This is a genomic window from Frigoribacterium sp. Leaf415 (assembly GCF_001424645.1).
Taxonomy (GTDB): domain Bacteria; phylum Actinomycetota; class Actinomycetes; order Actinomycetales; family Microbacteriaceae; genus Frigoribacterium.
Genome location: NZ_LMQR01000001.1, coordinates 297315 through 311864 on the forward strand (window position 1 = coordinate 297315; position 14550 = coordinate 311864).

Annotated in this window: 17 protein-coding genes; 11 read left to right on the plus strand and 6 right to left on the minus strand. The window is 69.9% G+C overall.

Annotated elements, in window-relative coordinates; all coding sequences use genetic code 11:
- Window positions 1–154 precede the first annotated feature (154 nt).
- Together ASG28_RS01425 and upp are read right to left on the minus strand one after the other, a co-directional pair.
- Complete coding sequence (locus ASG28_RS01425) at window positions 155–931, minus strand: winged helix-turn-helix domain-containing protein (protein WP_082454217.1); 777 nt, start codon at window positions 929–931, stop codon at window positions 155–157.
- Between the two features lie 499 nt (window positions 932–1430).
- Window positions 1431–2063, minus strand: a complete 633-nt coding sequence (upp, locus tag ASG28_RS01430) for a uracil phosphoribosyltransferase (protein ID WP_054146332.1) — start codon at window positions 2061–2063, stop codon at window positions 1431–1433.
- A 93-nt stretch (window positions 2064–2156) separates the two neighbouring features.
- Between upp and ASG28_RS01435 the strand changes: the two genes are divergently transcribed.
- Entirely contained in the window at window positions 2157–2588 is a 432-nt protein-coding gene (locus ASG28_RS01435; protein ID WP_055976672.1) for a nucleoside deaminase, read from the plus strand.
- 130 nt (window positions 2589–2718) lie between these two features.
- On the opposite strand, the gene ASG28_RS01440 is transcribed toward ASG28_RS01435, so the two are convergent.
- On the minus strand, window positions 2719–3681 hold the full coding sequence (locus tag ASG28_RS01440) for a cation diffusion facilitator family transporter (protein ID WP_055971206.1): 963 nt from the start codon (window positions 3679–3681) through the stop codon (window positions 2719–2721).
- A gap of 47 nt (window positions 3682–3728) precedes the next feature.
- Here ASG28_RS01440 and proC point away from each other — a divergent pair, with 47 nt between their 5' ends.
- Window positions 3729–4580 (plus strand): pyrroline-5-carboxylate reductase, encoded by an 852-nt coding sequence (gene proC, locus ASG28_RS01445; protein WP_055971209.1) that lies wholly within the window; start codon window positions 3729–3731, stop codon window positions 4578–4580.
- Between the two features lie 6 nt (window positions 4581–4586).
- Here proC and ASG28_RS01450 read toward each other — a convergent pair whose 3' ends face one another.
- The gene (locus ASG28_RS01450; protein WP_054146335.1) at window positions 4587–5258 is read right to left on the minus strand and encodes a potassium channel family protein; all 672 of its coding nucleotides are present in this window, start codon (window positions 5256–5258) and stop codon (window positions 4587–4589) included.
- Window positions 5251–6699, minus strand: a complete 1449-nt coding sequence (locus tag ASG28_RS01455; protein WP_369814136.1) for a TrkH family potassium uptake protein — start codon at window positions 6697–6699, stop codon at window positions 5251–5253. Before ASG28_RS01455 ends, ASG28_RS01450 begins: the two co-directional genes overlap by 8 nt.
- Window positions 6700–6735: 36 nt before the next feature.
- Here ASG28_RS01455 and ASG28_RS01460 point away from each other — a divergent pair, with 36 nt between their 5' ends.
- The 4 genes from ASG28_RS01460 to ASG28_RS01470 all read left to right on the plus strand — a co-directional run bounded on the left by ASG28_RS01460 (window position 6736) and on the right by ASG28_RS01470 (window position 8143).
- On the plus strand, window positions 6736–7272 hold the full coding sequence (locus ASG28_RS01460) for an ArsR/SmtB family transcription factor (protein WP_071255178.1): 537 nt from the start codon (window positions 6736–6738) through the stop codon (window positions 7270–7272).
- 114 nt (window positions 7273–7386) lie between these two features.
- Window positions 7387–7581, plus strand: a complete 195-nt coding sequence (locus tag ASG28_RS01465; RefSeq protein ID WP_043593002.1) for a helix-turn-helix domain-containing protein — start codon at window positions 7387–7389, stop codon at window positions 7579–7581.
- Between the two features lie 106 nt (window positions 7582–7687).
- Complete coding sequence (locus ASG28_RS15925) at window positions 7688–7786, plus strand: 30S ribosomal protein bS22 (RefSeq protein ID WP_003792170.1); 99 nt, start codon at window positions 7688–7690, stop codon at window positions 7784–7786.
- 90 nt (window positions 7787–7876) lie between these two features.
- A complete protein-coding gene (locus ASG28_RS01470) occupies window positions 7877–8143 on the plus strand; it encodes a glutaredoxin family protein (RefSeq protein WP_055971215.1) in 267 nt (88 codons plus the stop codon).
- A gap of 78 nt (window positions 8144–8221) precedes the next feature.
- Here ASG28_RS01470 and aspS read toward each other — a convergent pair whose 3' ends face one another.
- Window positions 8222–9556, minus strand: a complete 1335-nt coding sequence (gene aspS, locus ASG28_RS01475) for an aspartate--tRNA(Asn) ligase (protein ID WP_055971218.1) — start codon at window positions 9554–9556, stop codon at window positions 8222–8224.
- Window positions 9557–9677: 121 nt separating this feature from the next.
- Between aspS and ASG28_RS01480 the strand changes: the two genes are divergently transcribed.
- The 5 genes from ASG28_RS01480 to ccsB are packed head-to-tail and all read left to right on the plus strand — an operon-like array spanning window position 9678 to window position 14542.
- Window positions 9678–10325, plus strand: coding sequence for a histidine phosphatase family protein (locus ASG28_RS01480; RefSeq protein WP_055971221.1), 648 nt, complete (start codon window positions 9678–9680; stop codon window positions 10323–10325).
- Entirely contained in the window at window positions 10322–10948 is a 627-nt protein-coding gene (locus tag ASG28_RS01485) for a TlpA family protein disulfide reductase (RefSeq protein ID WP_055971224.1), read from the plus strand. The genes ASG28_RS01480 and ASG28_RS01485 overlap by 4 nt, the downstream gene beginning before the upstream one ends.
- Complete coding sequence (locus ASG28_RS01490; protein WP_055971227.1) at window positions 10949–11713, plus strand: cytochrome c biogenesis CcdA family protein; 765 nt, start codon at window positions 10949–10951, stop codon at window positions 11711–11713.
- Entirely contained in the window at window positions 11697–13529 is a 1833-nt protein-coding gene (gene resB / locus ASG28_RS01495) for a cytochrome c biogenesis protein ResB (protein ID WP_082454221.1), read from the plus strand. Before ASG28_RS01490 ends, resB begins: the two co-directional genes overlap by 17 nt.
- Window positions 13529–14542 carry a c-type cytochrome biogenesis protein CcsB gene (ccsB, locus tag ASG28_RS01500; RefSeq protein ID WP_055971230.1) on the plus strand — a complete coding sequence of 338 codons (1014 nt, stop codon included), beginning with the start codon at window positions 13529–13531 and terminating at the stop codon, window positions 14540–14542. The genes resB and ccsB overlap by 1 nt, the downstream gene beginning before the upstream one ends.
- Window positions 14543–14550: the final 8 nt, after the last annotated feature.

Consider the following 14550-nt stretch of genomic DNA (forward strand, 5'->3'; position numbering starts at 1 on the left):
TGCAATCACATTCCGCCTCGGTCGCCACAGCAAACGACGTCGGCGAAACACAATCTATAACGGATCGGTAACGGTGGTCCAGGGCTGAACCCGAGGAATTCCTGGGAACTCGGACCCAGCCGACACCGCGGCCGTCGCGTGATGCGAGGCGGGCTCAGAACACGTCCGGCGACGGGGTCGACGCGTGGCGGATCGAGACGTCCGCGTGGCGGTCGAAGCGGTAGCCGACACCGCGGACGGTGCGGACGATGTCCTCGAAGGCGCCGAGTTTCGACCGCAGCCGGCGGACGTGCACGTCGATGGTGCGTTCGTTCGGCACCTCGTCGTCGCCGTCGGCCCAGAGGCTCGAGATCAGCTCGGCTCGTTCGATGGTGCGGCCCTCGCGCAGGACGAGGTACTGGAGCAGCTCGAACTCCTTGTACGTCAGGGGGGCCACGTCGCCGTCCAGCAGCAGGCGCTTGCGCGAGATGTCGACGACGACACCTCCGCGGGCACCGGGCTCGTCGTCCTCGGTGACCTGCCGGCGCTTCGCCAAGGCGGCCGGGTCCTGCAGGGCCAGCCGGACCACGTCGACGTCGCGCCCGCCGGCCCCTTCGGGAGCGAGCGCCACGGCGGCGTGCGTCTCGGCCGACGGGGCGATCCGACCGACGAGTTCTTTGATCTGCGAGACGACGTCACCGAGCGAGGTGCCGTCGGCGGCCGCCTTCAGTTCGTCGAGTCCGACGTAGAGCACGAAGCCGCGGGCCTCGGTGCCTTCGGGCACGGCGCGGGGCCGAGGTGCCGCGGGAGCGGCGGGAACGGAGGCGACGGGCGCGGCGGTCGGGGCGGCCGAGCGCGCGGGCGCGATCTCGCGGAGGGGAGTCGGGGCGGCGGAGCGGGCGGGCGAGACGGTGCGGGTCGCGGTGACGGGGCGGTCGAGGATGAGGGACATGACAGGCGGGGTCCTTGCGTGACGGCGGCGGTCCCTCGGCCGACGGGTCGCCGGGAGGCGGAGGGACTGCTCGATGTGTGTCGGTGCTCGATCCCGCCGGCGATGGTGCCGTACGTCACGAGCAGTCGGTGCGATGCACCGTTCGGGATGCGCGTCGAGGGTGGCGACGCGGAGCATCCTGGAGTCGGTGGCTCAGTGACCGGGTGGGGCCACGAGCTCAGCTGGCGGTGTCAGCAGCTTCGACTCGGCGAGGTGTGTGACCGGATCAGGCACACATTCGACACGTGACAGCGTGCATCGGCATCATCATGCCGGTGCTCCCGAGGGCCTCACGAGAGGTCGGGGCGAGCACGCTGTTAGTCATGGGGTCGATCTTGTTACACCCCGCGTCCCGATGTCAAGCGACGTTCGCGTTCCGAGGGCGTGGGCGGCCCGGAGACGCCGAACCGCGCCTCCTGCGGTCGAGGAGGCGCGGCCCGGGTCGTCGGGGCGGCGTGCGTCAGGCGAGCCCGTACAGGCGGTCACCCGCATCGCCGAGGCCCGGCACGATGTAGCCCTGCTCGTTGAGCCTCTCGTCGACGGCGCCCAGCACGACGTGGACGTCGCGGCCCTCCATCGCCTTCTCGACGGCGGCGAGGCCCTCGGGAGCGGCCAGGATGCAGACCGCCGTGACGTCGACGGCGCCGCGGTCGAGCAGGTAGTCGATGGCCGCGATGAGCGAACCGCCGGTCGCGAGCATCGGGTCGAGCACGAAGCACTGACGGTTCGACAGGTCGTCGGGCAGGCGCTCGGCGTAGGTCGTGGGCTGCAGGGTCTCTTCGTCACGCACCATGCCGAGGAATCCCACCTCGGCCGTGGGGACGAGCTTGGTCATGCCCTCGAGCATGCCGAGGCCGGCGCGCAGGATCGGCACGACGAGCGGTCGCGGCTGGCTGATCTCGAGACCCGTGGTCGGGCCGACCGGGGTCTCGATGTCGACGGGGCTGGTGCGGACGTCGCGCGTGGCCTCGTAGGCCAGCAGCGTGACGAGCTCTTCGGTCAGCGCTCGGAAGGTGGGGGAGGGCGTGCTCTTGTCGCGGAGCACGGTCAGCTTGTGGGTGATCAGGGGGTGGTCCGCTACGTGCACTCGCATAGGCTCAACGGTAGCGGAGTCGACCGGTTCCGTGAGCCGTCCCGACCCCGCAGAGGCCCCGTGATCGCCGTCCCGCCCGAGTTCGACGACTGGATGTCGCTCGCCCTCGCCGAGGCCGACGCCTGTCGCGTCTCGGCCGACGTGCCGGTCGGTGCCGTGGTGGTCGACGCCGACGGCGTGGTGGTCGCGACGGGTCGCAACGAACGCGAACTGCGCCAGGACCCGACGGCCCACGCCGAGGTGATCGCCCTGCGGGCCGCCGCCGAGCACACGGGCGACTGGCACCTCACCGGCGCGACGCTCGTGGTCACCCTCGAACCGTGCCCCATGTGCGCCGGGGCCCTGCTCGCCGCGCGTGTGCCACGGCTCGTCTACGGCGCCTGGGACGACAAGGCAGGAGGCGCGGGCAGCGTCTACGACATCGTCCGGGACCGCAGGCTCCCGCACCGCGCCGAGGTCTACGCCGGCGTGCGCGAGGCGGAGTGCCGGGCGCAGCTCGACGCGTTCTTCGCCGAGCGACGCTGAACCGTGCGACGCCGAACCGAGCGACGCTGAACCGAGCGACGCCGGACCGAGCGGCGCCGGACCGAGCGGCATCGGGTCGAGCGACGTCGGACCGCAGCGGCGCCGGTGGCCGACCCGCGCCTCGTCGGGGTCAGTCGGCGGCGCGGATGACGATCGCGTCGGTCGGCGGGTCGACCTGACCCGGCTTCACCCAGACGTCCGGTTCGACGTAGATGACGCGGGCGATCGGCACGGCCTCGCGGATGCGCGACTCGACGGCGTTGATGGCGCTGGCGACGTCGGCCAGGACGGTGCGGCCGGGCATCGCGACCTTGACGCCGACGAGCAGCTCGTCGGGGCCGAGGTAGAGCGTCTTCATGTGGATGATCGACTCGACCTCGGGACCGCCGGTGACGGCCGCGCGGATCTTCGCGACGTCGTCGGCCGAGGCGCCCTCGCCGACGAGCAGGCTCTTCGTCTCGATGCCGAGGATGATCGCGACGGCGACGAGCAGCACGCCGATGGCGAGGGTGCCGATCGCGTCGAACACGCCGTCACCGGTGATCCAGGTCAACACGACGCCGACCATGGCGAACGACAGGCCCAGCAGGGCGGCGGCGTCCTCGAGCAGCACGACCGGCAGCTCGGGGGCCTTGGCGCGGCGCACGAACGAGACCCAGCTCTGCTGGCCCTTGCTCGGTCGGGACTCGCGGATCGCCGTGCGCAGCGAGAAGCCCTCGAGGGCGAGCGAGATCGCGAGCACGAGCACCGGCAGCCAGGGCACCTCGAGCGGGTGTGGCTCGCGCAGCTTCTCGACGCCCTCGTAGAGAGAGAAGACGCCGCCGACGCTGAACAGGATGATCGACACGACGAAGGCGTAGACGTAGCGCTCCCGGCCGTAGCCGAACGGGTGCTCGGCGTCGGCCGCCTTCTTGGACTTTCGGCCGCCCAGCAGCAGCAACACCTGGTTGCCCGAGTCGGCCAGCGAGTGGACGCCCTCGGCGAGCATCGACGACGACCCCGAGAAGGCCCAGGCGATGAACTTCGTCACCGCGATGCCCAGGTTCGCGCTGAGTGCGGCGATGATCGCCTTGTTGCCGCCGTGACTGCTCATCGGTCTCGATCCCCTCGTGTGGTCCTGGTCGATCCTAGGATGGCCGGATGGTCACCACCCTCCCCACCACAGCGATTCTCGGAGCCGGCTCGATGGGCGGTGCGATCCTGCAGGGTCTGCTGCGCCCCGAGGTGTCCGTCGACGGGGGCGTGCGGGTGACGAACCGCACCGAGGTCAAGGCCCGGGCGCTGCGGCACGGCGCCGTCACCTCGCTCGCGACCGAGACCGACCCGAGCGCCAACTCCTCGGCGGTCGTCGGTGCGCGGCTGGTCCTGATAGGCGTGAAACCGCACATGGTGGTCGACCTCCTGCACGAGATCGGTCCCGTGCTCGACGCGGGCGCCGTCGTGGTGAGCCTCGCCGCCGGCGTCACGACCGCCACGATGGAGGCGGCCCTGCCCGAGACGGTCTCGGTGCTGCGCTCCATGCCGAACACCCCGTCGCACGTCGGTCTCGGGGTGACCGGCCTCAGCGCCGGCTCGCGCTCGACCGACGCCGACCTCGACCTGGCCCGCTCGCTCTTCGCTGTGGTCGGCGACGTCGTGGTCGTCCCCGAGTCGCAGATCGACGCGCTCAGCACCATCTCGGGTTCGGGCCCCGCCTACGTGTTCTACCTGATCGAGCAACTGCAGGAGGCGGCGGTCGCCTTGGGCTTCACACGCGCGCAGGCCGCCACCATGGTGCAGGGCACGTTCCGCGGCGCGAGCGAGCTGCTCGCGACGAGTGACGTCCTGCCGGCCGACACCGCGCCCGCCGAGCTGCGTCGTCGGGTCACCAGCCCCGGCGGCACGACCGAGCGCGCCGTCGCCGAACTCGCCGACGGCGGCCTGCTCGAGCTGTTCGAGCGGGCCACGCAGGCCGCCCTCGCCCGCAACCGCGAGATCGCCGAAGGCCGCTAGCCGCGGTCAGCCCTCGAGGGCGGCGAAGCGTTCGATCGCGCGGCTGTCACCCGACACGATGATCAGGTCGTGGTTGCTGATGACCGTGTCGGGGGTGGCCTCGACGAACGCGCCCCCGGGGCTCTTCACGCCGACGATGGTGATGCCGTACTTCTTACGGATGTTCGACGCGGCCAGCGAGGCCCCACGGACGGGCTTCGGCGGGTACATCTTGACGATGGCGAAGGCGTCGTCGAACTCGATGTAGTCGAGCATGCGGCCCGAGACGAGGTGCGCGACGCGCTCGCCGGCCTCGCGCTCAGGGTAGATCACGTGGTTCGCGCCGATGCGGGCGAGGATCTTGCCGTGCGACTGGCTGATCGCCTTCGCCCAGATCTGCGGCACCTTCAGGTCGACCAGGTTGGCCGTGATGAGCACGCTGGCCTCGATGGACGAGCCGACCGCGACCACGGCGATCGAGAAGTCCTGCGCGCCGATCTGCTTGAGCGCGTCGATGCTGCGGGCATCCGCCTGCACCGCGTGCGTCACGCGGTCGGCCCACTTCTGCACGAGCCCGGCGTCGGTGTCGACGGCGAGCACGTCGCGGTCCTGCCGTTCGAGCTGCCCGGCGGTGGCGGCGCCGAAGCGGCCGAGGCCGATGACGAGCACCGGGGCGTCGTGCTTGATCTTGTCAACCAACGATCGGTCGCTCCTCGGCTCGGGTGAACAGCTGGCGTCGTTGGCTGGCGGCCAGGGCGACGGAGAGTGTCACTGTACCAACGCGGCCCATCCACATCGTGACCGCCAGGATGTACTTCGCCGAGTCCGGGAGCCGGTCGGTCAGGCCCGTGCTGAGGCCCGACGTCGCGAAGGCCGAGATGGTCTCGAACAGCACGTGGTCGAGCGGCTCCTTGGTGATGTGCATGATCAGGATGCTCGACACCGCCACGATCGTCGCGCCCCACAGCACGACGCTGACGGCCAGGCGCAGGACGTCGCTGGGGATGCGACGGCCGAAGGCCTCCATCGACCGCTGACCGCGCGCCTCGGCGAACGCCGCGAGGAACAGGACGGCGAGCGTCGTGACCTTGATGCCGCCGGCCGTCGAGGCCGAGCCGCCGCCGATGAACATGAGCATGTCGGTGACGAGCAGGGACGAGCCGTTCAGGTCGGAGATCTGGATCGTCGAGAAGCCGCCCGATCTCGTCATCATGCTGAGGAAGAGCGACTGGAACACCGTGGGTCCGGCCGCGATGCCGCCGAACGTCTTGGGGTTGTCGAACTCGAGGACGATGTAGAGCACCATGCCGAAGACGATCAGGATCGCGGTCGTGACGAGGGTCAGCTTGACGTGGACCGACCAGCGGCGGGGGTTGCGGGGGTTCCGGGCCAAGGCGTAGATCACCGGGAACCCGATGCTGCCGAGGAACACCCCGACCATGATCAGGCTGAGGAACCAGTAGTCGTTCTCGAACGCGGCGAGGCCCTCGGCGTTCGGCGTGAACCCGGTGTTCGTGAAGGCCATGGCCGAGTAGTAGAAGCTGTCGAGCACGGCATCGCCGACGGGGATGCCGTCGATCAGCATGCGGGGGATCATCAGCACCGCGATGACCAGCTGGATCACGAACGAGCTGAGCGCCACCGTCGTCAGCAGGCCGCCGATCTCGCCGAGACGCACCGCCTGACCCTCGGGCACCGGGCCGGCGTGCACCCGCAGCGGGTTCTGGTCGCCGGCGGCCATCAGTCGGGCGCGGAGGCCGAGCTTGCGCGAGACGACGAGCCCCATGATCGAGGCCAGCGTGAGCACGCCGATCGCACCGATCTGCACGCCGACGAAGATGACGACGTGGCCGAACACGGACCAGTGGGTGGCCATGTCGACGGTCGCGAGGCCGGTCACGCAGATGACCGAGACGGCCGTGAAGACGGAGTCGGCCAACGGGGTGATCGTCCGGTCGGCCGACGAGATCGGCAGCGAGAACAGCAGGGTGAAGACGACGATCAGACCGGTGAAGATCAGGATGGCGAAGCGCGCGGGCGACTTGCGACCGATGTCGTCGATCGCGTCGCTGAGTCTGCGCCAGGGCGAGCGGCCGGGGTCCGAGGGGCGGCGTCGACCGGCGACGGGGGCGCGAGTCACGACGGTCATGCTATCCCGGGTCACTACGCTGGTCGCATGCCGGACATCTTCGCCGTGATCGCCGACGCCACCCGCCGAGACCTCCTGAAGGTGCTGCTCGACGCGTCGCTGTCGACCGACTCCGCCAACGCCGACATCAGCGTGGGCGAGATGGTCACGTCGCTCGGCGTCAGCCAGCCGACGGTCTCGAAGCACCTGCGGGTGCTGCGCGAGGCCGGTCTCGTGCGGGTCCGCGAAGAGGGGCAGCACCGCTACTACTCGCTCGAGCCGGGGCCGCTCGAGGTCGTCGAGGACTGGTTGATCCCCTTCGTCAGTGCCGACTCCTTGACCTCCGAGGCCCTGGCCAGCACGCCGTTCGCGGCCTGGGCCGGGGCCACCGTCCCCGCCCCGCTCCGCAGGGCGGCCGAGAACCTGCCCGACGCCGAAGACGTCGGGAGCACGCTGGGTCGCTACGCGGCCGGAGCCCAGTACCGCGCCTCCTCGGCCCTGCACGACGCGCAGAGCGCGCTCGGTGCCCTCGACGAACGCGTCATCGATCCCGTGCGCAAGCGCCTGGGGCGCACCGGGCAGTAGCGTCCGACCGACCTTTACACCGAGTCACACGCGCCCCTAGAGTTGCCCCCAGGCACACGGGAAACACCCGTCTGCTCCACAGCCCCGCCCCGGGGCACGAGTCGAGGCAGGGTCATGTCGCAGGATCTGTCGGATGTGCGGTTCCTCACGGTCGCCGAGGTGGCCGACATGATGCGCGTGTCGAAGATGACCGTCTACCGCATGGTCCACTCGGGCGAGCTCCCGGCGATCCGCTTCGGGCGGTCCTTCCGTGTGCCGGAATCGGCCGTCGCGGCCGTGTTGCGCATCGGCATCGCCGACGTCGGTTAGGCCACTTCGACTTTCTCGGGCCGTCCTAGTAGACTGACCCGAGGCATTTTTCCGCGGTTCTGTTTCGGACCCGGTCGGTCCAATCCAGAAATCAGTGAGGTCCTCTATGGGTTCTGTCATCAAGAAGCGTCGCAAGCGCATGGCGAAGAAGAAGCACCGCAAGCTGCTTCGCAAGACTCGTCACCAGCGTCGCAACAAGAAGTAGTCGCTCGACACGAAGGCCCCCGCCGACCACCGGTCGCCGGGGGCCTTCGTCATGCCCGGGGGTCGCTCGGCCCTCGCTACCCTTGAGGGCATGGCTGAACCGCGAATCACCCTCCTGACCAAGCCGGGCTGCCACCTGTGCGACGACGCCCGGTCCGCGCTGCACGATGTGCTGGCCGAGGCCGAGTTCGCCGATGCCGCCGTTCCCGTCGACGAGAAGAACATCCTCGACGACGCCGAGCTCACCGCCGAGTACGCGGAAGAGATCCCCGTCGTGCTGATCGACGGTCGCGTCCACACCATCTGGCGAGTCGAGCCCGAGCGCCTGCGGACGGCACTCCGCGCAGCCGTCCTCTAGGCCGGTCCGACACGCGCAGCGACGAGAAGCCCCGACGAGATCACTCTCGTCGGGGCTTCTGTCGTTCGTGCGGCGGGCCTACGGCTGGAGGCGCGTGGGGCCGCGGAAGAGGAAGGTCACCTCGCGCAGGTTGGCCTGGTGCAGCATGAGCATCAGCACGCGGGCGAGGCCCATGCCGAAGCCACCGTGCGAGGGGGCGCCGTAGCGGAAGAAGTCGAGGTAGCCGCCGAGTTCTTCGGGTTTGAGGCCCTTCTCGCGGATCTGCTGCTCGAGCACCTCGATGCGGTGCTCGCGCTGGGCGCCGGTCGAGATCTCGGTGCCGTTGAAGATCAGGTCGTAGCTCTTGGACAGCTGCGGGTCGTCCTCATGACGCATGTGATAGAACGGGCGGATCGAGATGTCGTAGTCGGTCAGGAAGACGAACTCGTGGCCGAACTCCTCTCGCACGTACTCCGAGATGCGGCGCTCGCCCTCGGGGTCCATGTCGGCGTCGGCACGGGGCACCTCGTAGCCGCGCTCGGCGACGATGCGCTTCGCCTCGGCGAGGGGGATGCGGGGGAACGGCGTCACGGGGACGGTGACCTCGACGTCGAAGAGCGCCTTGATCTCGTCGCCGTGCTTCTCCTTCACGGCCGAGAACGCGGCCACGAGCAGTTCTTCGTGCATTCGCATGACGTCTTCGTGGCTGTCCACGTAGCTGATCTCGGAGTCGACGCTGGTGAACTCGGTCGCGTGACGCGAGGTGAACGACGGGTCGGCGCGGAACACCGGCGCGATCTCGAAGATCTTGCCGAAGCCGGCGGTCTGCGCCATCTGCTTGAAGAACTGGGGGCTCTGCGCCAGGTAGGCGGCGCCCTCGAAGTAGTCGACCTTGAACAGCTCGGCGTTGGACTCGCTCGCCGTGGCCATGAGCTTCGGCGTGTGGATCTCGACGAAGTCACGCTCGATCCACCAGGTGCGCAGAGCGTGCTCGAACGTCGTCTGCACACGGAAGATCAGGGCGTTGCGCGGCACGCGCAGGTCGAGGAAGCGGTAGTCGAGTCGCTTGTCGATGCTGCTGTCGGCGGCGATCGGGGTCTCGGGGTCGGCCAGCGAGTCGACGACGAGCGTCTCGACCTTGACCTCGATGCCGCCGAGCTTGACGCGCTCGTCGTGCTTCAGTTCGCCCGTGACGGTGACGAAGCTGCCCTGTGACAGCGACGAGATGGCGTCCGCGACGTCGTCGGTCTCGCCCGCGGCCTCGAGCACGTCGGCGGCCGTGCGGGGGCGGACCAGCTGGAGGGCGCCGGTCTCGTCGCGGAGGACGACGAACTGCACCTTCTTCTGGTCACGCACCGTCTCGACCCAGCCGGTCACGGTCACGGGTCCGTCGGGCAACGCGGACAGGTCTTTGATGAGGGTGCGTTCGATCACGAGGCCCGAGTTTACAGTCACCGCCTCTCGCGGCCCGCCGGACCGTCCGTCCGGGGCTCCGGCGAGCTTGGGGCTTCCCGTGTGGGAGGTGTGCAGGCGGTCCCGACCTAGACTCGTTCGCATGCCCGCGCAGCAGATCCACCTCGTCCGGCACGGTGAGGTGCACAATCCCGAGCACGTGCTCTACGGCCGCCTCGACGGGTTCGGCCTGAGCGATCTCGGCCACCGGATGGCGGCCGCCTCGGCCGAGGCCTTCCACGAGCAGGGTGTTCCGGTCCGTGCCGTCTACGCCTCACCGCTGCAGCGCACCCGCGAGAGCGCCGCCCCGTGGTCGGCGGCCTTCGGGCTCGAGACACAGGTCGACGAGCGGCTGGTCGAGCCGAGCAACAAGTACGAGGGGCGCCGCAGCGACTTCAGCATCGCCAAGCAGCTCAAGGTGCCGGCCGAGTGGCCGTGGATCGTCAACCCCCTGAAGCCCAGCTGGGGCGAGGCCTACGTCAGCATCGCCGCCCGCATGCTCTCGGCGATCGACGAGGCCTGGTCGAGCGTCGACGAGGGCGACGTCGTGCTCGTCAGCCACCAGCTGCCCATCTGGATGGTCCACCGGAGCGTCACCGGCGCCCGCCTGTTCCACGATCCGCGCCGCCGCCGCTGCACGCTCTCGAGCATCACCACGCTCGAACGCCGCGAGGGGGGCTTCGTCGAGGTCGGCTACCAGGAACCCGCTGCACACTTGAACCAGTCCGCCGTCGACCTGGGAGCAGTGTGAGCCAGACCATCCGCCCGACCCGCGCCCGTCTCGTGGCCCGCGGCCTCGCCCTGGCCGGCGTGGTCGCCCTCGTCGCCACGGGGTGCTCGTCCACGGCCGACGACCTCGCGACGCAGTACGGCAACGGCACCACCGAGAACTACATCTCGGGCAACGGCACCGTGACCGAGATCGCGCCCGAGGACCGCACCGACCCGGTCGCGTTCACGGCCGAGACCGACGCCGGCGAGACCGTCTCGCGGTCAGACCACGAGGGCGAGGTCGTCGTCCTGAACTTCTGGTACGCCGCGTGCCCGCCCTGCCGCCTCGAGGCGCCCGAGCTCGAGAAGCTCAACCAGTCGTACGCCGACAAGGGCGTCGAGTTCCTCGGCGTCAACGTGCGCGACCAGGCCGACACCTCCCTGGCCTTCGCCCGCACCTTCGACGTCACCTACCCGTCGGTCGTCGACGCCAACGACGGGGCCGTCCAACTCGCCCTCGCGGGCACGATCGCGCCCAACGCCGTCCCGACCACGATCGTCCTCGACAAGCAGGGCCGCATCGCGGCGCGCATCCTGGGTGGTCTCGACGGGCCGAGCATCCTCGACACCCTGATCTCCGACACCCTCGCCGAGACGTCCTAGGTGTACCAGGGCAATCCCTTCTTCGACGCGGTCGTGGGCGGTCAGCTCGCGGTCGGCCTGCCGGTGGCCCTGCTGGCGGGGCTCATCTCGTTCCTGTCGCCCTGCGTGCTGCCGCTCGTGCCGGGATACCTCGGGTACGTCGGCGGTCTGACGACCGGGGCGACCGAGGCAGGGGCCGAGCGTCGCGACCGCCGCCGGCTCGTGCTCGGCGTCGTCCTGTTCATCCTCGGCTTCTCGATCGTCTTCGTCGGCACCTCGCTCGCCTTCGCCTCGGCGGGGTTCTGGCTGATCCAGTGGCGCGAGGTCGTCACGCGCGTCATGGGCGTCGTGGTGATCCTGCTCGGCCTCGTCTTCATCGGGCAGTTCACGTTCTTGCAGCGCACCCTGAAGCCCGGGTTCCTCCCGAGGACGGGCCTCGCCGGGGCTCCCCTGCTCGGCATCGTCTTCGGCATCGGGTGGACGCCGTGCATCGGCCCGACCCTGGCCGCGGTGCAGGTGCTCGCCCTGGGTTCGGGCTCGGCCTGGCAGGGTGTCCTGCTCGGCGCCTTCTACTGCATCGGCCTCGGGGTGCCGTTCCTGCTCGTCGCGCTCGGCTTCGGCTGGGCCTCCCGGTCCATCTCGTTCGTCAAGCGGCACATCCGCGTCGTCAACATCGTCGGAGGGTCACTGCTCGTGCTCATCGGTCTGCTCATGGTCACGGGCCTCTGGTCCAGCCTCATGTCGCACGTCGGGGCGGTGATCGCGACCTATGGCACGATCGTCTGACCGCGACGGGGGCGACGCGACCCGCGCCTCCTCGGCCGGCGCCGACACCGGGGTGACCGACACCGGGCTGACCGACGCCGACGCGACCGACGTCGGCGGCGACCCGTTGCGCCCGAGCGACCACATCGACTCGGTCCGCCCGGGGCCTTCCGACGGTGCGGGCATCACGCAGCCCAAGCTCGGCCCCCTGGGCTACCTGCGCTTCTTCTGGCGGCAGCTGACCAGCATGAAGACCGCGCTCTTCCTGCTGATGCTGCTCGCCGTCGCGGCGATCCCCGGCTCGCTCGTGCCGCAGCGCACCTCCGACCCGAACGGCGTCGTCCAGTACCGCACCGACCACCCCGACCTGTTCCCCGTGCTCGACAAGCTCGGCGTCTTCGACACCTACTCGTCGCCCTGGTTCTCGGCCGTCTACCTGCTGCTCTTCATCTCGTTGATCGGCTGCATCATCCCGCGCACGCGGCACCACTTCGAGGCGCTGCGGGCCCGCCCGCCCAAGACCCCCGCGCGGCTGTCGCGCCTGGCCGGCTACCGGTCGATCACCCTCGAGACCGCAGGAGGCGCGGGTGAGGCCTCGATCACGGCCGCCCGTGCCGTCGACGCGGCCCGTGCCCAGCTGAAGCGCGCCGGCTACCGCACACAGGTCTTCGGCGACTCGGTCAGCGCCGAGCGCGGATACCTGCGCGAGACCGGCAACCTGGTCTTCCACTCGGCCCTCGTCGGGGTGCTGCTGACCGTCGGGGTCGGTGGCGGCTTCGGCTACTCGGGCCAGCGCGTCGTCGTCGAGGGGCAGACGTTCTCGAACGTCCTCGGCTCGTACGACTCCTTCAACCCTGGACGCTGGTTCGACGAGACACAGCTCTCGCCGTTCTCGATCGCGCTCGACGAGTTCTCGACCGAGTACGCGCCCGACTCCGCGGGCGCCGCCGGCATGGCCACCGACTTCACCGCCGACGTCACCGCCCAGGCGCGAGGCGGCGACGCCGAGAAGACGCAGATCAAGGTCAACTCGCCCCTGTCGATCGGCGGCTCGAACGTCTACCTGCTGGGCAACGGCTACGCGGTCGACGTGACGGTGCGCGACGGCGAGGGCAACGTCGCCTTCCGCGACACGGTGCCGTTCCTGCCGCAGGACACGAACCTGACCTCGCTCGGCGTCATCAAGGTGCCCGACGCCCTGCCCGACCAGCTCGGCATGATCGGGTTCTTCTACCCCACGGCGGCGGACAACGGCACGGGGGCCCTGACGTCCACCGATCCGGACACCACGAACCCCGTGCTCAGCCTGAACGTCTACTCGGGCGACCTCGGGCTCGACGCGGGCGTGCCGACGTCGGTCTACACGCTCGACACCGACGGTCTGACCCCGTTGGCCGGCACCGACGACGACGCGCAGGAGAAGGCCGTCCAGCTGACCCCGGGCGAGACGGCGACGATCCCCGACGGTCTGGGCACGATCACCTTCGACGGCGTCAAACGGTTCGCCTCGTTCGACATCCACCACGACCCGTCGCAGGTCTGGGTGCTGCTCTTCGCCGGGCTCTCGTTCGCCGGTCTGTTGACGGCGCTGTTCGTGCCGCGCCGCCGGGTCTGGGTCAAGGCGACCGAGACCGACGAGGGCGTCCGGCTCGAGTACGCCGGTCTCGCCCGCGGCGAGGACCCCACGCTCGGACGCGCCGTCGGCGACATCGCCAAGGCGCACCTCAGTGGTCTGGGCGTCCCGGCGGACGTGGCCCGCGAGGTGGCCGACGACTCGGCCCGTCACGACGTCGAGAAACCCGGCCCCGCTGCCGGTGGACGCGGACGTAAGATCTGATGGTGACCGCCGACCTCGCCTACTACTCGCTCGTCGCCGTGTACTCGGCGATGGCCATCTACACGATCTCGTTCGTGGCCTTCGCCCTCGACCTGGCGAAGCGGTCCGGTGACGCCCAGCAGGCGGCGGCCCGTGCCGCCAAGGCCGAAGCCCTCGCGACGGCGTCCGTCTCGCGCTCGGCAGCGGGTGGCAGCACGGTCGTCCTCGACCGGCCGTCGCGCGGTGCGGGTGGGGCGGCCTCCGCCTCCACCGGTGCGCCCGCCAAGGCGTCGAGCTTCGAGCGCGTCGCCATCGCGATGATGCTGCTCGGGTTCGTCGTGCACGTCGCCTCGGTCGTGCTGCGCGGCCTCGCCGCCGGTCGCGTGCCGTGGGCCAACATGTTCGAGTTCTCGCTCACCGGCACCGCGATCATCGTCGGCGTCTACCTGGCCGTGCAGCTGGTGGTCAACCTGCGGTTCCTCGGCGCGTACGTCATGGGCCTCAACCTGGTGCTGCTCGCGATCGGCACCGTCAACTACTACGTGGCGGTCTCGCCGCTGCCGCCGGCGCTCCAGTCGGCGTGGCTGGTGATCCACGTCTTCGTGGCCATCCTCGGCACGGCGTTCTTCGCCATCGCCGCCGGCCTCTCGGCCGCCCAGCTCGTGCAGACGAAGCGTGAGCAGTCCAAGCTCGCCGGTCTGCGCTTCCTCGACACCCTCCCCAGTGCCGAGCGCCTCGAAGACCTGGCCTACCGCATCGCCCTCGTCGGCTTCGTCCTCTGGACCTTCACCCTCATCGCCGGCGCCATCTGGGCCGAGCGGGCCTGGGGTCGTTACTGGGGCTGGGACACCAAAGAGGTCTGGACCTTCATCATCTGGGTGCTCTACGCCGGGTACATCCACGCGCGGGCGACCCGCGGGTGGCGTGGGGCCCGCTCGTCGTGGTTGTCGATCATCGGCTTCGCCGCCGTCATGTTCAACTTCTCGGTCGTCAACGTCTTCTTCAAGGGTCTGCACGCCTACTCGGGTCTCTGATCGACCGG